Source organism: Streptosporangium sp. NPDC000396 (genome assembly GCF_042898655.1).
Lineage (GTDB): Bacteria > Actinomycetota > Actinomycetes > Streptosporangiales > Streptosporangiaceae > Streptosporangium.
The window spans coordinates 233,233-256,742 of record NZ_JBIAZA010000010.1 but is presented as its reverse complement, the minus strand read 5'-3'; the positions used below and the strand labels follow the sequence as shown (position 1 = coordinate 256,742).

The 23,510-nt window shown below is 70.6% G+C and carries 18 protein-coding genes; 12 read left to right on the top strand and 6 right to left on the bottom strand.

Annotated elements, in window-relative coordinates; all coding sequences use genetic code 11:
• Positions 1-98 precede the first annotated feature (98 nt).
• A complete protein-coding gene (locus ACFY2X_RS18550; RefSeq protein ID WP_389939645.1) occupies positions 99-1,361 on the top strand; it encodes an MFS transporter in 1,263 nt (420 codons plus the stop codon).
• A complete protein-coding gene (gene thpR / locus ACFY2X_RS18545) occupies positions 1,318-1,890 on the top strand; it encodes an RNA 2',3'-cyclic phosphodiesterase (protein WP_389939643.1) in 573 nt (190 codons plus the stop codon). The genes ACFY2X_RS18550 and thpR overlap by 44 nt, the downstream gene beginning before the upstream one ends.
• A 97-nt stretch (positions 1,891-1,987) precedes the next feature.
• On the opposite strand, the gene ACFY2X_RS18540 is transcribed toward thpR, so the two are convergent.
• On the bottom strand, positions 1,988-2,956 hold the full coding sequence (locus ACFY2X_RS18540; RefSeq protein WP_389939641.1) for an aldo/keto reductase: 969 nt from the start codon (positions 2,954-2,956) through the stop codon (positions 1,988-1,990).
• 198 nt (positions 2,957-3,154) lie between these two features.
• Between ACFY2X_RS18540 and ACFY2X_RS18535 the strand changes: the two genes are divergently transcribed.
• The 9 genes from ACFY2X_RS18535 (at position 3,155) to ACFY2X_RS18495 (ending at position 17,197) form a co-directional block, all read left to right on the top strand.
• The gene (locus ACFY2X_RS18535; protein ID WP_389939639.1) at positions 3,155-4,156 is read left to right on the top strand and encodes a hypothetical protein; all 1,002 of its coding nucleotides are present in this window, start codon (positions 3,155-3,157) and stop codon (positions 4,154-4,156) included.
• A 195-nt stretch (positions 4,157-4,351) separates the two neighbouring features.
• Positions 4,352-8,053 carry an SCO7613 C-terminal domain-containing membrane protein gene (locus tag ACFY2X_RS18530; protein ID WP_389939637.1) on the top strand — a complete coding sequence of 1,234 codons (3,702 nt, stop codon included), beginning with the start codon at positions 4,352-4,354 and terminating at the stop codon, positions 8,051-8,053.
• 213 nt (positions 8,054-8,266) lie between these two features.
• Positions 8,267-9,457 (top strand): L-2-hydroxyglutarate oxidase, encoded by a 1,191-nt coding sequence (lhgO, locus tag ACFY2X_RS18525; protein WP_389939635.1) that lies wholly within the window; start codon positions 8,267-8,269, stop codon positions 9,455-9,457.
• A 33-nt stretch (positions 9,458-9,490) separates the two neighbouring features.
• Entirely contained in the window at positions 9,491-10,198 is a 708-nt protein-coding gene (locus ACFY2X_RS18520; RefSeq protein ID WP_389939633.1) for a response regulator transcription factor, read from the top strand.
• Positions 10,195-11,583, top strand: a complete 1,389-nt coding sequence (locus tag ACFY2X_RS18515) for an ATP-binding protein (protein WP_389939631.1) — start codon at positions 10,195-10,197, stop codon at positions 11,581-11,583. The genes ACFY2X_RS18520 and ACFY2X_RS18515 overlap by 4 nt, the downstream gene beginning before the upstream one ends.
• A gap of 157 nt (positions 11,584-11,740) precedes the next feature.
• A complete protein-coding gene (locus ACFY2X_RS18510; protein ID WP_389939629.1) occupies positions 11,741-12,439 on the top strand; it encodes a response regulator transcription factor in 699 nt (232 codons plus the stop codon).
• 262 nt (positions 12,440-12,701) lie between these two features.
• Entirely contained in the window at positions 12,702-14,705 is a 2,004-nt protein-coding gene (locus ACFY2X_RS18505) for an ABC transporter (protein ID WP_389939627.1), read from the top strand.
• Entirely contained in the window at positions 14,702-16,558 is a 1,857-nt protein-coding gene (locus ACFY2X_RS18500) for a GTPase (protein ID WP_389939625.1), read from the top strand. The genes ACFY2X_RS18505 and ACFY2X_RS18500 overlap by 4 nt, the downstream gene beginning before the upstream one ends.
• A 144-nt stretch (positions 16,559-16,702) precedes the next feature.
• Entirely contained in the window at positions 16,703-17,197 is a 495-nt protein-coding gene (locus tag ACFY2X_RS18495) for a cupin domain-containing protein (protein ID WP_389939623.1), read from the top strand.
• Between the two features lie 126 nt (positions 17,198-17,323).
• On the opposite strand, the gene ACFY2X_RS18490 is transcribed toward ACFY2X_RS18495, so the two are convergent.
• The 4 genes from ACFY2X_RS18490 to ACFY2X_RS18475 are packed head-to-tail and all read right to left on the bottom strand — an operon-like array spanning position 17,324 to position 20,755.
• Positions 17,324-17,701 (bottom strand): YrdB family protein, encoded by a 378-nt coding sequence (locus ACFY2X_RS18490; protein ID WP_389939621.1) that lies wholly within the window; start codon positions 17,699-17,701, stop codon positions 17,324-17,326.
• Complete coding sequence (locus tag ACFY2X_RS18485; RefSeq protein WP_389939619.1) at positions 17,698-18,192, bottom strand: SRPBCC family protein; 495 nt, start codon at positions 18,190-18,192, stop codon at positions 17,698-17,700. The genes ACFY2X_RS18490 and ACFY2X_RS18485 overlap by 4 nt, the downstream gene beginning before the upstream one ends.
• Before the next feature lie 47 nt (positions 18,193-18,239).
• Positions 18,240-19,529 carry an MFS transporter gene (locus tag ACFY2X_RS18480; RefSeq protein ID WP_389939617.1) on the bottom strand — a complete coding sequence of 430 codons (1,290 nt, stop codon included), beginning with the start codon at positions 19,527-19,529 and terminating at the stop codon, positions 18,240-18,242.
• The gene (locus ACFY2X_RS18475) at positions 19,529-20,755 is read right to left on the bottom strand and encodes an aminotransferase class V-fold PLP-dependent enzyme (RefSeq protein ID WP_389939615.1); all 1,227 of its coding nucleotides are present in this window, start codon (positions 20,753-20,755) and stop codon (positions 19,529-19,531) included. The genes ACFY2X_RS18480 and ACFY2X_RS18475 overlap by 1 nt, the downstream gene beginning before the upstream one ends.
• On the opposite strand from ACFY2X_RS18475, the gene ACFY2X_RS18470 reads away from it, so the two are divergent.
• Positions 20,754-22,166, top strand: coding sequence for a PLP-dependent aminotransferase family protein (locus ACFY2X_RS18470; RefSeq protein WP_389939613.1), 1,413 nt, complete (start codon positions 20,754-20,756; stop codon positions 22,164-22,166). The genes ACFY2X_RS18475 and ACFY2X_RS18470 overlap by 2 nt on opposite strands.
• A 21-nt stretch (positions 22,167-22,187) precedes the next feature.
• On the opposite strand, the gene ACFY2X_RS18465 is transcribed toward ACFY2X_RS18470, so the two are convergent.
• A complete protein-coding gene (locus ACFY2X_RS18465; RefSeq protein WP_389939611.1) occupies positions 22,188-23,390 on the bottom strand; it encodes a cytochrome P450 in 1,203 nt (400 codons plus the stop codon).
• Between the last annotated feature and the right edge of the window lie 120 nt (positions 23,391-23,510).

The window sequence follows — 23,510 nt, the reverse complement described above, 5'->3', positions numbered from 1 at the left end:
GGAAGCCGGGCCGATGGGCGAGGCTGCGGCGGCTGAGGATTTCACGGGCCGCGGCCGCGAGGGAGCTGCAGGCCGTCGAGACCGCGACCGCGCAGGTCGTGCCGGAGACGCGGGGCGGGATGTTCCGGTCGCTGCGCAACCACAACTACCGGCTGTTCGCGATCGGCGGGGTGGTCTCCAACGTCGGCGGATGGATGCAGCGCACCGCGCAGGACTGGCTGGTGCTGGACCTGACGCACGGCAGTGCCGCCGCGCTGGGCCTGACCACCGCGCTGCAGTTCCTGCCGCTGTTGCTGTTCGGACTCTGGGGCGGCATGCTCGCCGACCGCTATCCCAAGCGGCCGCTGCTGATCGTCGCCCAGTCGCTCATGGGCGTGCTGGCGCTGACCATGGGCGTGCTCACCGTGACCGGGGCCGCGCAGGCCTGGCACGTCTACGTGATGGCCTTCGTTCTCGGTCTCATCGCGTGTGTCGAAGTGCCGACCCGGCAGTCGTTCGTGGTCGAGATGGTCGGCCGCCACGACCTGGCCAACGCCATCGCGCTGAACGCCTCCAGCTTCAACCTGGCCCGCGTGGTCGGTCCGGCCCTCGCGGGCGTGCTGATCTACGCTCTCGACGGCACGGGCCCGATCTTCCTGATCAACGCGCTGTCGTTCCTCGCCGTGCTCGGTGGCCTGGCGCTGATGCGCGCCTCGGAGCTGACCACCCCCGACCCGGTTCCCAGGGCCAAGGGCCAGCTCCGTGAGGGGCTGCGCTATGTGCTGGAGCGGCCGGACCTGCTGCTGCCGATACTGCTGATCGCCTTCGTGTCGATGTTCGCGCAGTCGTTCTCGATGTCCATCGTGCTGATGGCCCGTCATGTCTTCGGCGCGGGCGCGTCCTCCTTCGGAGTGGCCTCCAGCATGTTCGCGGTGGGTGCGCTGGGCGGCGCGCTCATGGCGGCCCGGCGGGTACGGCCCAGCCGCAAGCTCCTGATCGGCGGCGCGGCGTCGTTCGGCCTGTTACAGATCGCCACCGGTCTGGCTCCGTGGTATCCGCTCTACCTGCTCTTCCTCATCCCCGCCGGTGTAGCGCTGATCTCGGTCAACACGGCCGCCAACACCAGCGTGCAGCTGGCCTCCTCGCCGGAGATGCGCGGCCGGGTGATGGGCATCTACGTGCTGGTGTTCACCGGGGGCGCTCCGGTCGGCGCGCCGCTGCTCGGCTGGATCTCCGAGCTGGGCGGCCCCCGCGTGGGAGTCGTGATGGGAGGGGCGCTCACCCTGGTCGGCGTCGGCGCGGCGATAATGCTGACCAGGTTGGTCGGCAGGAGGTCGAATGCGGCTGTTCGTGGGGTTGCTGCCGCCGCAGCGCACGCGTGACGAGCTCCTGCGCGCTCTCGAACCCCACCGTGCCGCATGGTCCGAGCTCCGCTGGCTGGATTCGGAGAACTGGCACGTGACGCTGTCGTTTCTGGGAGAGGTGCCGGAGCGGGTCATGCCCGAGCTGGAGACGAGGCTCGCTCGCGCCGCGTCACGCTACGCGCCGATGACGCTGTCGTTCACGGGTGCGGGTGCCTTTCCCTCGGCTCGCCGGGCGCGGGTCTTCTGGACCGGCCTGGACGGCCCCCGCCCCGAACTCGTCCGCCTGGCGGACTCGCTGGGGGCGGGGGCGCAGCGCGCGGGAGCCGTACAGGCCGACCGGCGGCGGTTCCGGCCGCACCTGACTCTCGCCAGGTCCCGTGCGGAGACAGATGTGCACCGCCTGATCGAGGCTTTCGGACCGTTCGCCGGAACCGCCTGGGAGGCGGGAGCCGTACACCTGGTGAGAAGCCATCTCGGAGCCGCTGTCCGTTACGAGACGATCGCGGAGTATCCCCTCGCGGCAGCGGCACCCGGTGGGCGGAGCTAAGCTCCAGAACGTGGATCGTCCCCGTCGCTGGCTCCTGCCCACGGTGCTCGCACTGCTCGTGCTGCTCGTGGTGATCGGCGCCCTAGTCTCTTAGCCGCTACCAGGCGTATTCCTCGGGAGCCGTCCTGAACCCGGGGAAGATCTCGTCGAGGCGCGCCAGGGCGGCCTCGTCAAGAGTGATCTCCAGGGCCTTGGTGGCGCCGTCGAGCTGGTCGATCGTGCGCGGGCCGATGATCGGCGCGGTGACGACCCTCTGGTGGAGCAGCCAGGCCAGGGAGACGTTCGCCGGGTCCTCGCCGAGCTCGTCGCAGAACGCCTCGTAGCGCTCGATCTTGTCGCGGTGCTTGTTCAGCTCATTGATCATGTTCTCCGAGGCGGAGCGACCCTTGTCGATCTTCCGGAGGACGCCGCCGAGCAGGCCGCCCGCGAGCGGGCTCCAGGGGATCAGACCGACGCCGTAGTCTTCGCAGGCGGGGATGACCTCAAGCTCGGCCGCCCGGACGATCAGGTTGTAGTGGGACTGCTCGGAGACCAGGCCGAGGGTGTTGCGGCGCCGGGCGGTCTCCTGGGCCTTGGCGATGTGCCAGCCCGCGAAGTTGGACGACCCGACATACAGGATCTTGCCCTGCTGCTTGAGGATGTCCATGGCCTCCCAGAACTCGTCGAACGGGGTGTCCCGGTCGACATGGTGGGCCTGGTAGAGGTCGATGTAGTCGGTCTGCATGCGCTTCAGCGACGCCTCGGCCGCGCGGCGGATGTTGAGCGCCGACAGACGGCCCTCGTTGGGCCAGTCGCCCATGTCGCCGTAGAGTTTCGTGGCGATGACCGTCTTCTCGCGGCGGCCGTCGCCCTTGGCGAACCATCGCCCGATGATGTTCTCGGTGATGCCCTCGCCCTTCTTCCAGCCGTAGACGTTGGCCGTGTCGAAGAAGTTGATTCCCAGCTCGTGGGCGCGGTCCATGATCGCGAAGGAGTCTTCCTCCGAGGTCACGGGGCCGAAGTTCATCGTGCCCAGGCAGAGGCGGCTGACCTTCAGGCCGGTACGGCCAAGCTGTGTGTAATCCATGGGGTTCAGACTAAGGACCTGGAGTGCGCTCCAGGCGAGCCCGAATCCAGGGCGTATCGGTTAGGCCACCCGCCGATGGCCGACGCCCTCTTCGACAACGCCACAATGATCCTTGACGCGGACGAGAAACTTCCGCGGCGCCTGCGGGCCCTGCTGTCAGGGCATGATGGCTGAATGGGGAGCAGAGCGGGGAACGCTGTGATTCGTGTGCTCGCGGCGGCCGGGCTGGCCGGAGCGGTGGTGTTCGCCGGGCCGGTGGCCTGGGCGGACGGAGATCAGCCTCTCTTCACCTTCAAGGACAGGCGAATCACCGAGTCGAGCGGGCTGGCGGTCTCCCCGACACACGAGAACGTCTACTACACCCACAACGACAGCTCCGCCGGACCGGTCTTCTTCGCGGTCGGGTCCAACGGGCGGACCCGCGCGACATTCACCCTGCGGGGGGCGGCGGCCCGTGACTGGGAGGGCATGGCCGCATCCAAGGACCCGCAGACCGGGCAGGGGGTGCTCTGGTTCGCCGACATCGGCGACAACTTCGACGGGGCCTGGCCCGACGTCTCGGTCTACAAGGTGAAGGAGCCCACCGCGCTGCGCGACGCCACCCTGCCCGCCGTGCGCTACCGGTTCCGCTACGAGGACGGCGGGCACAACGCCGAGGGCGTCATGGTCAACCCCCGCACCGGGCGGCTCTACATCGTGAGCAAGGAGTTCTCCGGCTCGGTCTACGCGGCCCCGAAGCAGCTGCGCACCGACAGGGTCAACGTGCTTCGCAAGGTCGGCTCCGCGCCCATCATGGCCACCGACGCCGCATACGCCCCGGACGGATCCAGCTTCGTGATCCGGACCTACTTCTCCGCCACGGTCTATCGGGCTCCGGGGGAGCAGATCGCCCGGATGTCGATGCCGCAACTGGACCAGGCCGAGTCGATCACCTACACGCCCGACGGCAAGGCGTTGCTGACCGGTAGCGAGGGAGTCGGCAGCCCGGTCTACCAGGTGCCGCTGCCCGACAGGGTCCTGCGGGAGACGGCCCCGAAGCCCGCCCCCACCCCGACGACCCGCACCAGCGACGCCGCGCTTGTGGCCGACGCGAAGACGAAGGAGGACGCCGGGGTGCCGCCTTCGACCATGGCCCTCTGGCTGGTGGCCGCCGTGGGCGCCACGGGCATCATCACCTTCATCGCCCGCCGTACCCGTTAGGGCATATCTGGCCGCGATCGAGCTCTCACCGCAAGCGAACGGAAACCTGCATCGGGCATTCTTCGTACCATGCACGATCAAAGCCCGCCGAACGGCCCGCGTCGTCCCCCAGGGGTGAGCTGCCCGGAATGCGGCGAGCCCATCGCGAGGAAGCACGATCGTTGCCCGCGCTGCGGGCTGCCGCTCCGTGGTCCGGTGGCGACCGACCTGTGGCAGCTCGACATGGCACTGGCCGGGCTGCGGGCCCGAGAGGCGGAGCTGCTGGCCCGGCGCGACCAGCTGCTCGGCTTGCTTCGTTCGGAAAGGGACCGCCTGGCCGGAAGCGATCCGGGCGTACGGCAGGCGGCCGAGGGCGATCCAGACGCGCGGTGGGTAGCCGAGGGCGGTTCGGGCGCGCGGCAGGCGGCCGGAATCGGCTCCGGCGTACGGCCGGTGGCCGGGAGCGGCCTGGGAGTACGGCAGGCGGCCGGAACCGGCCCTGGGCCGGCGCAGGCGGAGCTTCCCGCCCCGGCCGCGCCGCGGAGGGACTTCTCGCCCAAGGCCGTGCAGAACCTGCTTCTCGTGCTCGGCGGCCTGCTGCTGGTCGTCGCGGCCATCGTGTTCACGGTGGTCAGCTGGGGGCACATCGGCATCGGCGGGCGGGCCGCGATCCTCTCCGGGATCACCCTGGCGACCCTTGCCGTGCCGAAGCTCCTGGTGAGGCGGGACCTCATCGCCACCGCCGAGACCATCGCGATGCTCGGCGTCGCCCTGCTCTTCCTGGACGGCTACGCCGCCCGGCGGGTCGGCATCGCCGGAGCCGACGGCATCGCCGGGCTCGACTACGCCGCCCTGCTGTTCGGCCTGGTCGCGCTCATCATGGCGGGATACTCACGGCTGATCCCGCTGAGACTGCCGCTACCGGTGGCGATCGTGCTCGCCCAGCTCCCGCTTCCGCTGCTCGCCCTGAGCGAGACCGCGTCCTGGATCACCGCCGCCCTGGCGGCGACGGCCGCGGCCGACGCCGCCTTCCTGATGCTCGCTCGTGGGAAGAGACCCGTCACGGTGTCCGTCGACGGGAAACCGGAACCCGCGACGGTGTCGGCTGGTGAGCCGGATCCTGTGGTGGTGTCGGCTGGTGAGCCGGATCCCGTGGCGATATCGGGTGGTGAGCCCGATCCTGCGGCGGTGTCGGGTGGTGGCGAGCCGGAGGAGAACGCGGCGGCATCACACCGATCCGGGGCGGGCACGTCCGAGGCAGGGGCGGGCGATGTCCGGCCGGTGGGCGCCGCACCTGGAGTCCGAGCGACCCTGTGGGCCTGTTTCGGTGTGGTGTGGACGCTGGGGGTGGGCTGTGGATTCCTGAACTCCGCTCTGGGGCTGACGGGCTCGTTCCCCGCCGAGGATCTGATGACCAGCTCCGTCAAGGGCGCGCTGCTGGTCGTGCTGGCCATGATCGGGGCGGTCATGGCACCGCGAGTGGGGTTGCTCAGGTTCTTGACCGCCGGATCGGTGTTCGCGCTGACCGCCGGTCTGGCGGCGCCTGTCTGGCCGCTGCTCCCGTTCGAGTGGTGGGCCGTTCCGTACACCGCCGCGGCGCTGGTCGCCGGGGCGGCCGCGCTGTACCTGCCCGGTCTGAACGACCCGCGGGTCCGATCGGCCGGTGCCGTCTCCGCCGGGATCCTGGCCGCGATCACCGCGGTCCCGTTCCTGCCCGCGGTGGTCTTCATCCTGTACACCCCGTTCGGGCGGCTGGACGATGTCTGGCCGGAGGTCTACGGTTCTGTCGGCCGTTCCTTCCCCGCGATCCCGGTCGTACTCGGGTTGCTGGCGGCCGCCGCGGCGGCGACGGCCCGCCGGGGGCGTTCCCGGCAGGACCGCCAAGACCACCAAGACTGGCAAGACCAGGACCACCAAGACCAGCGGGACCGGCGGGACCGGCAGGCGCGCGTGGCCGTGCGCATGGGGCTCACCGCCCTGGCCCTCGGCACGCTCACCGTGGCCGTCGCCCCTGCCGCCTTCGGCTGGAGCTACCCGGCGGACCTCGCGGTCCTGCTGATCCTGGCCGCCGTGCTCGTGGCCTGCCTGTCCCCGGTCAGGTGGTCGTTGTGGGCGGGAGCCCTCACGGTCGCGGCCGTGGCGGTGACCGCGATGGCCGTGGCCACCGCGCTCGCCGGGCGAGTCCCCACATACGTGGCGCTTGCCGTCCTGCTGGCCGTGTGGGGCCTGGCGTCGTTCACCGCACGGGTGCCATGGGCAGCGGCGACCGCTCTGGTCACCGCGGTGCTGTCGGCGACCGGCCTGATCTGGGCGGTGGCCGTCGGGACACGATGGCAGCCGGTGGGCGACGGGTTGTCACTGGCCCTGGCGATCGGTGCGGTGCTGGCCGGTCTGCTGGCGCCGCGCTGGTCCGCCGGGCGAGCGGGTGCCGTGTCCGCTGACGGATCTGCCGTGCAAGCGGACGCCGCATCTGCCGGTGGGCCCGCCGTACGAGCGGACGCCGCATCTGCCGGTGGGTCTCCTCCAGCGGGCGCCACGCCCGCTGATGGGGCTGCTGTGCCGATGGATACCGCGTCCACGGTCAAGGCGGTCGTGGATCCCCGGTGGACGGCCGGGCTGGTGCTGAGCGCCGTGCTCGCCGCGCTCGCGGTGCTTCCCGTGCACTCCGCCGTCGCCGCGATCTCCGGTTTCTACCGCCCGCTCGCCCTGCCGTGGACGCCCCTGGGCGACCCCGTCGGCCACCACCCCCTCTTCGTCGTGATCACTGTTCTCGTAGCGGCCTCCGCGGTGCTGGTCTCCTGGCAGGCCGCCGGGCGCAAGGGCATGATCAGGGCCGGGCTGACGGCCTGGCCGGTGGTGCTGGTGGCTCTGCCGATCTCGGTCGGCCTGCTGTACGGGGTGGAGGTGGGGTGGTTCGTCGCGGGTCTCGGCCCGTTGGCGTGGATGGCCGCGCGGAGCCGTACGAACTGGGCGTTCGGTGGGGCGGCGGCGCTGTGGACGGCCTCGATCGCGATCTCCTGGGCGCTCATGAGCAAGCCCGCCACGTTGATCGTGCTGCCGGTGGTGGCGGCGGTCGCGGTGGCGACCGCGTCCCTCGGGCGGATACGAGCCGTACGGGCCGGTGGGGCGGGGCTGGCGACGCTGCTCACCGGTGCGGAGGCGCTGGCCGCCGGGCTGGCGCTGGAGTGGCCGGTACGGCACGCGGCGTTCGGCGTGCTCGCCGTGGCCTGTCTGGCGGCGGCCGTGGCGGGCAGGTTCAGGCGTTCGGTGTTCGCGATCGGTGTGGAGGCGGCCGGATACGTCCTGGCCGTCGTGGGCCTGCTGCTCGGTTCCGGTGACCTGCCGTCGGCCAGCCTGGCCTGCGCGGTCGCCGGTGTGCTGATGGCCGGGACGGCGCTGCGGCCCGACCGCCGGTGGGCCGGATATGTGGGGACGGGGTTGCTGCTGGCGGCTTCCTGGCTGCGGCTGCTCGCCTCCGACATCACCGTGGTCGAGGCCTACACGGTGCCGTTCTCGCTCGTTCTGCTCGCGTTCGGCTGGTGGCGGGCGCGGAGCCGGGAGGTCTCCTCCTGGGTCTCCTACGGCTCCGGACTCGCCTCCAGCCTGTTGCCCAGTCTGATCGCGGTGCTCACGGGGTCGGGCTGGCTGCGGCCGCTGCTGCTCGGCGTGATCGCACTGGCCGTACTGCTGGCGGGGGCGCGCTTCCGGCTCCAGGCTCCGGCGCTGCTCGGCGGCCTCACCCTGGCGGTCGTCGCCCTGCACGAGCTGGCGCCGTGGATCAGGCAGGTCGTCATGACGGTGCCGCGATGGGTGCCGATGGCGATGGGCGGGTTGCTGCTCGTCGTGATCGGCGCGACTTATGAGGCGCGGCTGAAGGACGTGCGCCGCCTGCGGACGGTCATCGGCCGGATGCGCTGATCTTGCCCGGCCGTACGAGACCCGTACGGGATGAGCCGATCTCGCCCGGCCGTACGAGATGAGCCCGGTCGTACAAGATGAAACGTCACAAGGTGAAGCGCCCCTCTTCTCCTTTGCGGAGGGTTGCCGTTACCTTTCGAGCATGCGCGTTCTGGTGACCGGGGCATCCGGCTTCGTCAGGAAGGTCGGCGGGCTGCTCGGAAGGAGCACGCCGTGAACATCGGGATCGTCGGAGCGGGGATCGTCGGCCTGGCGGTGGCCAGGGAGGTGGCGCGGACCCGCGGTGCCAACGTGACCGTCCTCGACAAGGAGGATCACGTCGGAGCCCATCAGACCGGGCACAACAGCGGCGTCGTCCACGCGGGGATCTACTACCAGCCGGGCTCGCTCAAGGCCCGGCTCTGCCGGGAGGGCGTGGCTCTGCTCAGGCAATACTGCGCTGAGCATCGCATCCCCTACGAGGAGGTCGGCAAGCTCGTCATCGCCTCCACCGCGGCCGAGCGGCCGGGTCTGCGGAAGATCGCCGAGCGCGCCCATGCCAACGGGGTCCCCGGCATCGCCGAGCTGGACGCGCTGGCGCTGCGCGAGATCGAGCCGCACGCTGTCGGGGTGGCCGCCGTGCACTCCCCGCACACCGCGATCGTCGACTTCCCCGCCGTCGCCCGCCGCCTGGCCCGCGACGTGGAGGAGACGGGTGGGTCGGTGCTGCTCTCTCATCCGGTCCGCGCGCTGCGGGAGACCGCGAGCGGGGTGGACGTGCTGGCCGGGCAGCGGAAGCTGAGCTTCGACCGGTTGATCGTCTGCGCCGGGCTGGGCACCGACAACGTCGCCCGGATGGCCGGAGCCGCCGGAGACGTGCGGATCGTCCCCTTCCGGGGGGAGTACTACGCGCTGGCCGGCGCGGCGAAGGATCTGGTGCGCGGGCTGATCTACCCGGTTCCCGATCCTCGCTATCCGTTCCTCGGCGTGCACCTGACCCGCAGGATCGACGGAGAGGTCCTGGTCGGCCCCAACGCGGTCATGGCTCTGGCCCTGGAGGGCTACTCCTGGCGTGACGTCGATCTGGCCGACCTACGCCGGATCCTGGCCTGGAAGGGCACCCGTCGGCTGGCCGCCAAGCACTGGCGGACCGGGGTGAGGGAGGTGCTCGGCTCGATGACCAAGAGGTCCTTCCTGGCGGACGCGCGCCGCTACGTGCCCGCGCTCACCAGGGCCGACCTCGTCAGGACCGCGGGCGGAGTGCGGGCTCAGGCCGTTGCGGGCGACGGCGGCATGCTGGACGACTTCGCGATCGACGTGCACGGACGGATCACTTTGGTGAGGAACGCCCCTTCGCCGGCGGCGACGTCCAGCCTTGCGATCGCAAGGCATATCGTGGGGATAACCTCTGTATTGACCACTTAACTCCTTTCTCTCTGGGCGCGTGAAGATAATCCTGTGACCGACTCACCCGAAGCCCGTCTCCTGATCGTCGAGGACGAGCCCAACATTCTCGAACTGCTGGCCGCAAGCCTGCGATTCGCCGGATTCGGGGTGAACACGGCAGGCAATGGAATGGACGCCGTCGCCGCGGTCCAGCGCCATCGCCCGGACCTCATCGTCCTCGACGTCATGCTGCCCGACATGGACGGGTTCGATGTCGTGCGGCGCCTGCGCGGCGGCGGCACCGACACGCCCGTGCTCTTCCTCACCGCGCGTGACGCCATCGAGGACAAGATCCGGGGGCTGACGGTGGGCGGGGACGACTACGTGACCAAGCCGTTCAGCCTGGAGGAGGTCGTGGCCCGGATCCGGGCGGTGCTCCGCCGTACCGGCACGGGAGACCTTCTCGCCCGCCCGCCCCGGCTCACCTTCGCCGACATCGAACTCGACGAGGAGAGCCACGAGGTGTGGCGCAAGGGTAAGGCGGTGGCGCTGTCGCCGACGGAGTTCAAGCTTCTGCGTTACTTCATGGCGAACGCCGGGCGAGTGCTGTCCAAGGCCCAGATTCTCGATCACGTTTGGGACTACGACTTCCGGGGCGATGTCGGGATCGTGGAATCCTACGTCTCCGTGCTCCGCCGGAAGATCGACAACACCGACCCCCGGCTGATCCACACCCTGCGCGGAGTCGGCTACGTGCTGCGCCATCCACCTACCCGATGATGATCAAGAGCACCCCGCTGCGGGTGAAACTGATCGCGATCATTCTGGTTCTGCTGGCCATCGCGCTCACGCTCATCGGCATCGGCAGTGTCTCGATCATGCGTGGTTACCTGATCGACCGTGTCGACAGCCAGATAGGCCTGATCGCCGAGGGCGCGCTGCGCCGCATGCACCGCGGCAACTTCACATTGATCGGCAAACCGCTGCCGGCCGACATGAAGCTGGAGCTCCGCGACCCGAAGGGGGCGATCATCCTCTCGGCCAGCGGCGCCGACGTGGAGGGCAAGCCCAGCCCGCATGTGCCCGCCGGGCAGGGGATCGAGCCGTTCCACAGCGCCGAATGGCGGGTTCGCATGATCCCGGTGCAGGACGGCAAGAGCCTCGTCCTGGCCGTGGATCTGGCCGAGGTCCGCCAGATCGTCGGCCAGCTCGCCCTGGTGGAACTGCTCGGCGGCGGCGGGCTGATGCTGGCACTCGCCGGAGCGGGCGTGATGATCATACGGAAGAGCCTGCGTCCGCTGGAGGAGATCGAGCGCACCGCCCAGGCCATCGCCGCCGGAGACCTGAGCCGACGCGTCGCCAACGCCGACCCGAGCACCGAGGTGGGCCGCCTCGGCCAGTCGTTGAACAGCATGCTCTCCCAGATCGAGACCGCATTCCGGGCCAGATCGGAATCCGAGACGGCCGCCCGGCGGTCCGAGGAGCGCATGCGCAGGTTCGTCGCCGACGCCTCTCATGAGCTTCGCACGCCGCTGACCTCGATCCGCGGCTTCGCCGAGTTCTACCGGCAGGCGCCCGACATCGACGCCGCGCCCCTGCTGCGCCGGGTGGAATCCGAAGCGGTCCGGATGGGCCTGCTGGTGGACGACCTGCTGATGCTCGCCAGGATGGACCAGCAGCGGCCGATGGTCATGCGTCCGGTGGACCTGCTCGCCATCGCCGCCGACACCGTCCACGACGCCCGCATCCTCGCCCCCAGCCGCGAGATCACCCTCTCGGTGGACGGCGCCGCGCTCATCGTCTCCGGCGACGAGGTACGGCTCCGCCAGGTCGTGGGCAACCTGATGACGAACGCGCTCACCCACACGCCCGACGGCACCCCCGTGCGGGTGACGCTCTATGCCCGGAACGGCATGGCGGTCATCGAGGTGACCGACGAAGGCCCGGGTCTCACCGCAGAGCAGCGCGAGCGCGTCTTCGAGCGGTTCTACCGCGTCGACTCCGCCCGCGGCCGCCGCGCGCCCGAGGACGGCGGCAGCGGTCTCGGCCTGGCCATCGTGGCCACCATGATCGAGGCCCACGGCGGCGCGGTCACCGTGGAGTCCTGCCTGGGAAAGGGCTCCACGTTCCGGGTCAGCCTTCCGCTCGCCGCCGAATCCGGCTGATGCCGCCGAACCCGGCAAGCGGGGGAGAGCTCAGGCTGTTGACGGAGACTTTCCGGCGGTGTGATCAAAGCGTATGACGCCCGAAACTGACTCGGTTCTCAGGAAATCTTCAGCCGGACCTGAGCTGCACTCCAGGAGGGTGAGCAAGCCTCGTGTTGTGCTGGACAGAGTCGAGGCCAGGCTGCTGATCGTGGACGACGAGCCGAACATCCGCGAGTTGCTCTCGGCCAGCCTGCGCAGGTTCGGGTTCGAGGTGATGACCGCGGCGGACGGGCGGGAGGCCATGCACTTCGCCGAGCGGATCCGCCCGGACCTCGTCGTGCTGGACGTCATGCTGCCCGACATGGACGGGTTCACGGTGGCGGGGCGGCTGCGGGAGATGAACGGGCAGATGCCGGTGGTCTTCCTGACCGCGCGGGACGCGACCGACGACAAGGTCGCCGGCCTGCGCGTGGCCGACGACTACGTGACCAAGCCGTTCAGCCTGGAGGAGGTCGTGGCCCGGATCCGGGCGGTGCTCCGCCGTACCAGGGGAGACCTCGACCTCCCGTCCCGCCTGCAGGTCGGCGACCTGGAGCTGGACGAGGAGGCGCACCAGGTGTGGCGGTCCGGCAGGCCGGTACGGCTGTCGCCCACCGAGTTCAAGCTGCTGCACTATTTCATGGTCAACACCGGCCGGGCACTGTCCAAGGCGCAGATCCTCGATCATGTCTGGAACTACGACTTCGGGGGCGACGCCGGGGTCGTCGAGTCCTACGTCTCCTATCTGCGCCGGAAGATCGACATGGTCGAGCCGCGGCTCATCCACACCCTGCGCGGAGTGGGTTACGTCCTGCGACCGCCACGGGGTGATTGAACTTTCAGCGAACATTCAGCTTGGACTGACCGGACCTTGAGCTTCGCTTGCTCCAATGGGCAACGCGTGACCCCCGATCACCCCGTGATCACGCGGTGGGTTCAGGCTCGTCTCCAGCTGCGGGGGAGACGAGTCCGGTACAACCCTCCACGTGAAGCTCGGGGGAAGGCCCCATCGCTCTACCGAGTTCGCCCCCGTAACCCGGTCGAGCGGTGGGGCAAAATCACGTCTAGGGCCCTTCCTGACGGGAAGGATCGGTCCTATGGGTGGGAACGACGGGCTGCTCGAGGCGCTGCGGGAGTTGCGACGCCGCCTCGACCTCGACCTGCTGCCCCTCGCGATCGGTGACGTCGAGACCGACCGCCGGGCGTTGCGCGAGCTGACCGGCCAGCTCGACGACTACCTGATCCCCCGCCTGAGCGCGATCGACGCCCCGCTGCTGGCCGTCGTCGGCGGTTCCACCGGGGCGGGCAAGTCGACCCTGGTGAACTCCCTGGTCGGCGCCGACGTCTCCGTCCCGGGCGTCCTGCGGCCCACCACCCTCGCCCCCACCCTGGTCACCAGCCCCGCCGATGAGGCCTGGTTCACCGCCCAGAACATCCTTCCCGGGCTTCCCCGCGTCACCGGGGACGGCCACGGCCAGCCGGGCACCCTCCGGGTGGTCACCGTTCCGGATCTCCCGCCCGGCCTGGCCCTGCTCGACCCGCCGGACATCGACTCGGTCGTCACCGCCAATCGTGAGCTGGCCGCCCAGCTTCTCGCCGCCGCCGACCTGTGGCTGTTCACCACAACGGCCGCCCGCTACGCGGACGAGGTGCCGTGGGGCTTCCTGCGTTCGGCTCGGGAGCGGAGCACCGCCCTGGCCATCATCCTGTCGCGGGTCCCGCAGGAGGCCCTGGGTGTGGTGAAGAGGGATCTGACCCGGCTGCTGGAGGTCAACGGGCTGGGCGGGACGCGCCTGTTCGAGGTGCCGGAGCTCGTGCTGCCCGAAGAGAACGCCCGGCTGCCGCACTCGGCGGTCCAGCCCGTCGCCGACTGGCTGGCCGGAATCGCGGCCGACTCCCAGGCCCGTGCCGACGTGGTGCGCCAGACCCTGTCGGGCGCGCTGGAGAGCCTCGCGACCCGTGTCCCCGCGCTCGCCGACGCGGTGGATCGCCAGCTCACCGCGGCAGAAGATCTCCGCTCGATGACCGGTGCCGCCTACGCCGGGGGGCTGGCCTCCTTCGACGTGGGCATGCTGGACGGCTCGCTGCTCCGGGGCGAGGTGCTGGCCCGCTGGCAGGACTTCATCGGAACGGGCGACCTGATGCGTTCCCTGGAGCGCAGGGTGGGCCGGTTCAGGGATCGGCTGGTGGCGCTGCTCACCGGACGGCCCGCGTCCGAGAACGAGCTGAGAGTCGCGCTGGAAAGCGGGGTGGAGGCGCTGATCAGGGCCTCGGCCGACAGCGCCGCCGAACACGCGCTGGAGTCGTGGTCGTCGCACCCGGCGGGGCGCGCCCTGCTGGAGGCGGCCGGGGTCACGGCGGCCGGGCGTCTGGGCCGGGCCTCGGCCGACCTGCCCGTGAGGGCGGAGGCGGCGGTTCGGAGCTGGCAGGCGTATGTGCTCGGCCTGGTCCGTGAGGAGGGCGCCGACAAGCGGGCCACGGCCCGGATCACCTCCTACGGTGTCAACGGCGCCGGCCTGCTGCTGATGCTCGCGGTGTTCGCCTCCACCGGCGGCCTGACCGGGATAGAGGTCGGCATCGCCGGGGGCACCAGCGTGCTGAGCCAGAAACTCCTGGAGGCCATCTTCGGGGACCAGGCCGTTCGCACCCTCACCGTCAAGGCACGCACCGACCTGCGGTCCCGCGTCGCCGATCTTCTCGGTGCCGAGGCCATCCGCTTCACCGACCTTCTCGACGCCGTCCAGCCCCCCGAAGACACCGCCCTCGCCCTGCGCGCCGCCGCGCACGCCGTACGGGATCACCGGCGAGAGCTTCCCGTCACGGACCGCCAGGGTGCGCTGCCGGAGGGGGCACCGCCGGAGGGGTCGCCGCCGGAAAAGTCGCTGCCGGAAAGGTCGCCGCCGGAGGGGGAGGGCCGTCCGGGGACGCCGCCGGAGGGGGAGCGGCACGGGCGGCTTCCCCCCGCGCCCACCGGGTTCGTACTTCCGGCCGGTGACAGGCACGCCGCTCACGATCCGAACGACCAGCCGAACGACCAGCCGAACGACCAGCCTCCGGACGCCTTTCCCCGGACGACCGACCGAGAGGCGGGCGAGGCGTGAAACTGCTGCGGCGGAAGAGCCCCGTCTCCTTGGACGATCGGCTGAAGGCGCTGGCGGAGGCCGCCGACCTGGCCGACGGTCGGCTGGCCGCCGACGCGGTCGCCGGGGCGCGTTCCGTGGTCTCCCGCGCCGGAGTACGGCGAAGCCTGTCCGTCGACCACACCGCGGTCGCGCTGGCCGGGGCCACGGGCAGCGGCAAATCCTCGCTGTTCAACCTTCTCTCCGGTACCTACCTCGCCGTGGTCGGGGTCACCCGCCCGACCACCTCGACCGCGCAGGCCGCGCTCTGGAAGGGCGCGGGGGCCGGGCCGCTGCTCGACTGGCTGGAGATTCCCCGCCGCCACGAGGTGCCCACCGCGGGCGCCTCCCACACGCTCGCGCCGGAAGCGCCGGAAGGCCGGGGCGAGGCGGGCGCCCCCGGCCGGGCAGCCTGGGCGGACGGCGACGCGGCCGGGCTGATCCTGCTCGACCTTCCTGATCACGACTCGATCGAGCTGACGCACCGGCTGGAGGTGGACCGGCTGGTCGAGCTGGTCGATCTGCTGGTGTGGGTGCTCGATCCGCAGAAGTACGCCGACGCCGCCGTGCACGAGCGATATCTCCGGCCGCTGGCCCGGCATCGGGGCGTCATGGTCGTCGTCCTCAACCAGATCGACAGGCTGCCCCCGGGCGCCACGGAACGCTGCCTCGCGGATCTGCGGCGGCTGCTCGACGAGGACGGACTGGCCGGGGTGCCACTGCTCGGGGTGTCGGCACGCACCGGGGCGGGTCTGCCTGAGCTGGGTTCCCTGCTGGCCGCCCGGGTCGCCGATCGGAGATCATGGGCCACCCGCCTGGCCGCCGATGTGGGTACGGCCGCGGACACGCTCGTCAGGGCGTCCAGCGGCACGGACGGTCGTGCCGGTGGCGCCGCGAGGTCCGGTGCGGGCGTGGATAAGCCGATCGGTGCGGGTGCGGGTGCGGGTGCGGGTTCCGGTTCCGGTTCGGGTGCCGGTTCTGGCTTTTCCGGAGGTGCCGGTTCCGGTTCGGGCGCGGTTGTGATGGCTGCGGTGCCGGAGGTGTCCATGGACGACCTCGCCAGGCCGCTGACCGCCGCGCTGTCGGACGCCGCGGGGGTGCCGATCGTCGTCGAGGCCGTGGCCAAGGCTCACCGCCATCGTTCGGTCGTCGCGACCGGCTGGCCGTTGACCCGGTGGATCCGCCGGTTCCGGCCCGACCCGCTCCGGCGTCTCCGCCTGGGCGCTTCCGCGACCCAGAACTCCGACGCCCCCGTGGGCCGGACCTCGATCCCCGTCACGACCGTCGTGCAGCGCTCCCGGATGGACACCGCGATCCGGGAGGCCGCCGGGGCGGCCTCGGCGGGACTTCCCGAACCGTGGGCGGCGGCCGTACGGCAGGCGGCCCGCTCGCACGGGGATGAGCTGGAGGACGGTCTCGACCGGGTCGTGGCCACCACTTATCTGGGCGCGCCCGAGCGGCCCGTATGGTGGCGGGCGGTCGGCCTGGCGCAGTGGCTGGTGTTCGCGACCATGCTGGTGGGCGGCCTCTGGCTGCTCGGCCTGCTCGGCATGGACTATCTCCGGCTTCCGCAGCCTCCTCTGCCGACCGTGGGTGAACTGCCCTGGCCGACCCTGCTGCTGATCGGCGGTGCCCTTCTCGGGCCGGTGATCGCGTTGCTCTCGCGGGTGGCGGCCTGGCTCGGTGGCCGCCGCCGGGCACGCAAGGCGGCCAAGGCGCTTGGCGTGAGCGTGGGCCAGGTCGCCCGCGAGCTCGTGCTGGAACCCGTGGGCGAGGAACTGTCCCGATATCGCCGGTTCACCGAGGCGATCACGGTGGCCCGAGACGGCGACTAGGCGTGCTGTCCCGCGACGCGGGCTACCACCGCCGGCAACGCCACTGCGCTACGACCGTGGCCGTCCTCATCAGCGCCGCCCTGCTCTTCACCCTCTGAACCCATCCCCCAACCCCAAACCCCACCTCCCAAAGGAATCACACAGATGTCACTGATCGTGCCGGACTTCAACGAGTCCGTGATCGTCCGCTCCGCCGACGCCGAGGTCATCGGCCAGGCCCCCACCACCATCCGGCTGCTGGCCGACAGCAGCTCCACCGGCGGCGCCCTGTCCACCCAACGCGTCACCCTGACCAACGGCGCCGACGGCGCCAAACCGCACCACCACGCCAACTCGGCCGAGATGTTCTACATGCTGGACGGCGTCGCCCAGCTGCTGTCCGGCGACCAGATCGTCACCGCGGAACGCGGCGACCTGGTCATCGTGCCGCCCGGCCTGGCCCACGCCTTCGCCGCCGCTCCGGGCGAGAACGCCGACATCCTCATCGTCATCACCCCGGGCGTCGAACGATTCGAGTACTTCCGCCACCTGGAGCGCATCGCCTACGGCAAGGTGCCGCCGGAGAGCCTGCTGGAGGTCCAGGAGCTCTACGACACCTACTTCCGCACCAGCACGACCTGGAACGACACCCGATCGTGAGATGGTGAACCCACCGCATCAGCCTCTTCGTCAACCTCGGCAAGCTGATCCCGGCCGGCGGAGCCATCAGCCGGACACCGGATGAACAACTCACGCGTTCCGCCAGAGCGTCGATGCCTGCCCGGTTCAGCCGGCGGTGTACTCCACGGCGACGCTGAGCACCGAGAGACCGCCGAAGACCATGGCCAAGGTGACGAGCCCGGTGTCGTACAGGGCGAGCGCGGCCGTGCCGAGGGTCGCCACCTTGACGACGATCTCCGCGGCGAGTGGCAGCGGCACCATCGGTCCTCCGGCGGCGAGGAACAACCCCCACACCACGCCTGCCAGGACCGGCGCACCCACGGCCAGCAGCGTCCGGGAGACGGGGCCGGCGCCGGTCTTGATGCCCCAGTAGCACAACGCGGCCAGCATTCCCGCTTCCAGGGCGAGGGCCAGCCCCGCGTTGGCGACGGTGAGGGAGGTCCAGGCCCGGTCAGCGACCGGGCCCGGCCTGGCGATCCTCATGCCTCGGCCGCCCTCTTGAGCGCGGTGAGCCACTTCTCCAGCGTCGCCTGGAGCTTGGCGTTGGAGAAGAACAGGATCAGGAAGGGGCCGCCCATGGACTCCTCGGTCCGCACCAGTGTGGCGCCGTCGGCGGTCTCCTCCAGCACGTGCCGGTGCACGGCGTAGGCGCCCGCCGACACGCCGGTCCAGGTGATCTCCCGTTCAGGCTGGACCACGGCGAAGCGCGACTTTATCCGCGCCATGCCGTTCTTCCAGGTGAAGGGGGTGTCCACGGCGACGGCGGAGCCGAGCTCGATGGCATGGATGTCCGGGTCCAGGGTTCCCCACCCGGGCGGGTCGCTCAGCAGCTTCCACACCTGCCGGATGGGTGCCTCGATGCGGATTTCGTAGGCGGCGGTGAGCGGTGCCCGCTCATCCAGACGTCCTTTCTTGGCGTACTCCTCATGCAGGACCTCGATCGAGGGACCGCGATAGAGCAGACGGTCGAACATGTGGCTTCCTTGTTGTTCAGGGGGTGGAATGTGGCGGTTTCCTGGGGTTACGCGGCCACGGGTTCTTCCTTCGGCGCCGTCGGCAGGGCGCGCAACCTGCTGACCGGGGAGACGACGAGTCCGATCACGACAGTGGCCGAGCCGATCGCGGCCACGGTGAGCGCGCCCCTGGCGCCGAGCTGACCGGTGAGGAGACCGGCGGACAGGCCGCCGAGGGCGCCGCCGCCGAACAGCAGTGTCCGGAACACCGCTGTCATCCGTCCCATCATCGACTGCGGCGTGCTGGCCTGGCGCAGGCTGACGATGATGACCCCGGCGACGCCCAGGCCCAGGTAGGTGGTGAAGAAGGACAGGACGAACATCCCGATCATCACCGGCCGGGGCCCGGCGGCTGTCGCGATCAGCGTCGGGCCCAGCAGCAGTGCCGACTGCGCGACCAGGTAGACACGCCCGAGCCGGAACCGTCTGATGACCCGCCCGGAGATCATCGCGCCGATCAGACCACCCACGGAGGCCGTGGCGAAGATGCCGCCGAGGGTCGTCGAAGGGAGCTGGAGATCCCGCGTGCCGTACAGCAGGAACATGGTCCACACGGTGACCATTGAGAAGTTGCAGCAGAACCCGATCAGCGCCAGAGCGCGGAGAACCCTGTCACCCAGCACCCAGCGGAGCCCGTCGCGCAGCTCCGTCGGCGCATGCCGCTTCGCGGCGGGCCGCGGGCGTGGCTCGGGTGTGCGGATGAGCAGCAGCGAGATCACGGACACGGCGTATGAGGCCGCGTCCACGACCAGGGCCACCGGCGCGGTCAACGCCGACACCAGCACACCGGCGACCCCGGGACCGGCCACGTCGGCCGCGGAGGCGCTGATGCTCAGCTTGGCGCTGGCCTCGACGTATCGCGCCGGGCTCTTCACCAGCGTGGGGACGTAGGACATCCAGCTCACGTCGAAGAACACCGACGCGATGCCGACGGCACATCCGATGACCAGCAGTGTCACCAGGTTCAGGGCGTGGTACCAGTACAGGACCGGGACAAGCGCCAGCAGGGACATCCTGACGAGGTTGGCGGCGAGCATGACGCGCCTGCGCCGGACCCGGTCGGTCCACACCCCGATCAGCAGGGCGAGCCCGAGGAAGGGAACGAGCTGGAGAAACCGCAGTATCCCGACCTGCTCGTCAGTGGCGCCGAACGCGCTGATGGCGGTCAGGGGTAACGCGAGGTTGGTGACCTGGGTTCCGAGCAGCGACACGCTCTCGCCGAGCCAGAACCTGAGGAAGTCGCCGTTGCGCCACAGGCTTTCCGCCGCCGGACCGGGCGATGTGAGTGTCTCCTGCATCAGCGGCCCGCGAGTTCGGCGACGGCGGCGGCGACCAGGTCGACTTCCTCGTCGGTGTTGTAGTAGTGCGGCGACAGCCGCAGGCACCAGTCGACGTCCTTGTCGCCGAAGTCGAACTGCGCGAACTCGCGGAAGCTGAGCGCCGAGTTGATGCCTCGGGCGTCCATCGCCGCCTTGAACGGCTGCGCCTGCCAGCCTTCGATCTCGAAGGTCACCAGGGCTCCCAGCTTCGGTCCGCGGTCGAGCGTGCGCACTCCGGGGATGGCGTCGAGCCGGTCGCGCAACCGGGCCGCGAGCGCAGGGGTACGGCGGGCGATGGCGTCCACGCCCACCTCGCGGGCATAGCGTGCGGCGGCGGCGCAGCCGAGCACGGAGGCATAGGGGAACTCCCACTCCTCGAACCTGGCCGCCGACTCGACGGGCTGGTACCGGCCGGGCTCGACCCAGCGGGAGCCGTGCATGTCGATGAACAGCGGTTCGTATCCGGCCCGCAGAACGCGATCGGACACGTACAGGAAACCTGTGCCGCGCGGGCCGCGCAGGAACTTTCGGCAGGTCGCGGTGAGCAGGTCGCAGCCGATCTCGGCCACGTCGACGGGGTACTGCCCGACCGACTGGCAGGCGTCGACCAGGTACAGCAGGTCCAGCTCGCGGCAGTGCCTGCCGATCTCGGCGACGGGCTGGATCAGGCCGGAGTTGGTGGGGATGTGGGTGGCGCTGACCAGCCGGGGGCGGTGCGATCGCATCAGCGCGGCCATCGCGTCCACGTCCACCCCGCCCTCCGGCGTGTCGGGGGCGTGGACGATCTGCACGCCGTACCGCTTGCGCAGGGACAGGAACGCGATCTGGTTGGAGATGAAGTCGTTGCGGGTGGTGAGGATGACGTCACCGGCCTCGAACGGGATCGAGGACAGCGCGGTGGAGTAGGCGTGGGTGGCGCTGCCGGCGAAGGCGATGTTGCCGGGCGTGCAGTTGATCAGGGCGGCGATCTCGGTGTAGAAGCCGCGCACCTGCTCGGCGCGGGCGGCCGAGGCCTCGTAGCCGCCGATGTGCGCTTCCAGGTTGAGGTGGCCGAGCATCGCGGACAGCACCGGAGCGGCCAGCAGGCCGCAGCCGGCGTTGTTGAAATGTACGACCCGCTCGCAGCCGGGAGTATCGGCCCGCAGGGCCGCGACGTCCAGTAGTGGTTCCGGGCTGTGGTCAGAAGTGCTACTGTTATCTCTCATGTCAGACAGTAGCACTTCTGGCGAATTGGTCACCAGCCTGCGCGCGCTGCTGAGCCGGCTGGCGCCCGGAGACCGGCTGCCGAGCAGCCGGGAGCTGACCCAGCGCTACCGGGTCGGCCCGGGCACCGTGTCGCGGGCCATCGCCACGCTGGCCGCCGAAGGCGCCGTGGTCACCCGCCCCGGCAGCGGCACGTTCGTGGCCCCGCGCGTCGCCCGGTCGGAGGGCGATGCGCCGGACACCTCCTGGCAGGCGGTGGCACTGGCCGGACGCGACTTCGACCCGGCCCATGCCGTCGAGGCGTCGCACCCTCTTCCGGAAGGAGGGATCTCGATGGCCGGGGGCTACCTGCACGAGACGCTCCATCCGACCCGGGCGCTGAGCGCGGCCCTGGCCCGCGCGGCACGCCGCCCGGACGCGTGGCACCGGGCTCCGACGGCGGGCCTGGCACCACTGCGCGCGATCTTCGCCCGGCAGGCGGGAAGCGCGGTGAGCCCCGAGGACGTGCTGGTCACGGGGGGCGGCCAGGGGGCTCTGTCCATGCTGTTCCGGGCTATCGCCGCACCGGGCAGCCCGGTCCTGATGGAGTCGCCCACCTACGCCGGCGCACTGGCCGCGGCGCGGGCGGCCGGGCTGCGGCCCGTGCCCGTCCCGATGGACGAGGACGGCATCCGTCTCGAACTGCTGGCGGACGCGTTCGCCATGACCGGCGCTCGCCTGCTGTACTGCCAGCCGACGTTCCACAACCCGACCGGCACGGTGCTCGCGCCCGCCCGGCGCAGCCAGATCATCGACGTGGCGCGCGCCGCGGGAGCCTTCCTCATCGAGGACGACTTCGCCCGGCACCTCGGCCACGGCCGGCCGGTGCCGCCCGCGCTGGTCGCCGACGACCGCCACGGCACGGTGATTCACCTCACCTCGCTGACCAAGCCCGCATCGCCGAGCCTGCGCATCGGCGCGGTGATCGCACGCGGCCCGGTGATGCGGCGGCTGCGGGGGATGCGCTACGTCGACGACTTCTTCGTCGCCCGGCCTCTGCAGGAGGCGGCCGTCGAGCTGGTCAGCACACCGGCCTGGGACCGGCACCTGCAGGTTCTCTCCGCAGCGCTGCGGGAACGCTGCGCGGCGCTGGCCGACGCCCTCGCGCGCGAGGTCCCCGACTGGACGCTCACCCGGCTCCCGGCGGGAGGGCTGCACCTGTGGGTGCAACTGCCCCCCGGATGCCACGACCTCGCCATGGCCGATGTGGCACGGGCCCACGGCGTGGCCGTCAACTCCGGCAGCCGCTACTTTCCCGCCGAACCCCCGGACGCCTATCTCCGGCTGGGTTTCGCGGCCGCCGCCGGCATCGCCGAACTGGTCGAAGGCGCCCGCTGCCTCGGCGCCGCGGCGCGGGCCCTCGGCACCGGATGACCTCCGACGGCGGAGCGCGGGTTACCCGAAGCGGACCGGCATGTGCTTGATCCCGTTGATGAAGTCGGAGCGCATGCGGCGAACGGGCCCTGCCAGCTCGGCCGACGGGAAGCGGCGCAGCAGCTCACGGATCATGAATCGGATCTCCAGGCGAGCCAGGCCGGCACCCAGGCAGTAGTGGGGGCCGCCGCCGCCGAAGGTCACGTGGTCGTTGGGGGCGCGGCGGATGTCGAAGGTCAGCGGGTCGGTGAAGATCTGCTCGTCGTGGTTGGCCGACATGTAGAACGTGACCACCTTCTCGCCCTTGGCTATCTTCTGGCCGTGGATCTCGGTGTCCCGCGTCGCCGTACGGCGGAAGTTGTGGATCGAGGACCCCCAGCGCAGGAACTCCTCGGTGGCCGACCGCCACAGGGCCTCGTCGTCGAGGTTGGCGGCCAGCTCGCGGTAGACGTTCGGGCGTTCGATCAGCGCGAGCATGGCGTGGGAGATCAGGTTGCGGGTGGTCTCGTTCCCGGCCACGCAGAGCACCACGAAGAACGCGTCGATCTCCTCGCGGGTGAGCCGGTCGCCGTCGATCTCGGCCTGGACGAGTGCGGTGATGATGTCGTCGCGGGGACTCTTACGGCGCTCCTCGACCAGCCCGTCGCAGTAGCCGAAGATCTCGGCGGCGGCGATCTCCCCGTCCTCCGGGGTGGTGCGGAAATCGGGGTCCTGGAAACCGACCATGCGGTTGGACCACTCGAAGACCAGGTGGTGGTCAGTCTCGGGGACGCCGAGCATCTCGCAGATCATCTGCAGCGGGATGTACTCGGCGACGTCCGTGACGAACTCGACCTCGCCGTCCTTCTCGACGACCTGGTCGGCGATCCGCTCGCACCGGGTCTGGATGGTCTCGGCCAGCTTGGCGATCATCCGGGGCGTGAATCCGGCGCTGACCAGCCTGCGGTAGCGGGTCTGCTTGGGCGGGTCCATGTTGAGCAGCATCAGGCTCGCGACGTCGATGAACTCCTGCGTCTGGGTGCGGATGAACGCGGTGCCGATCTCGGTGGACCAGGTGTGCGGGTCGCGGCTGATCGCCTTGACGTCGTGGTATCTCGTGATGGCCCAGAAGCCGGTGTCGTCGGGAACCTCGTGCCAGTGGACCGGCGCCTCGCGACGGAGATACTCGAACTGGCGGTGCGGAACTTCCTGTTCCCAGGTGTCTTCAAGCAGGTTGATCTGCATGGTCGGGGCTCCCTTTCGGCGCGTGTTCCGGGAGTGGGTGGTGGTACGGCGACGCCCGGCCCTGCCGACCGGGCGGGTGGTACGGCGGCGCCCGGGTTTGCGGACCGGACGGCGGTGCCC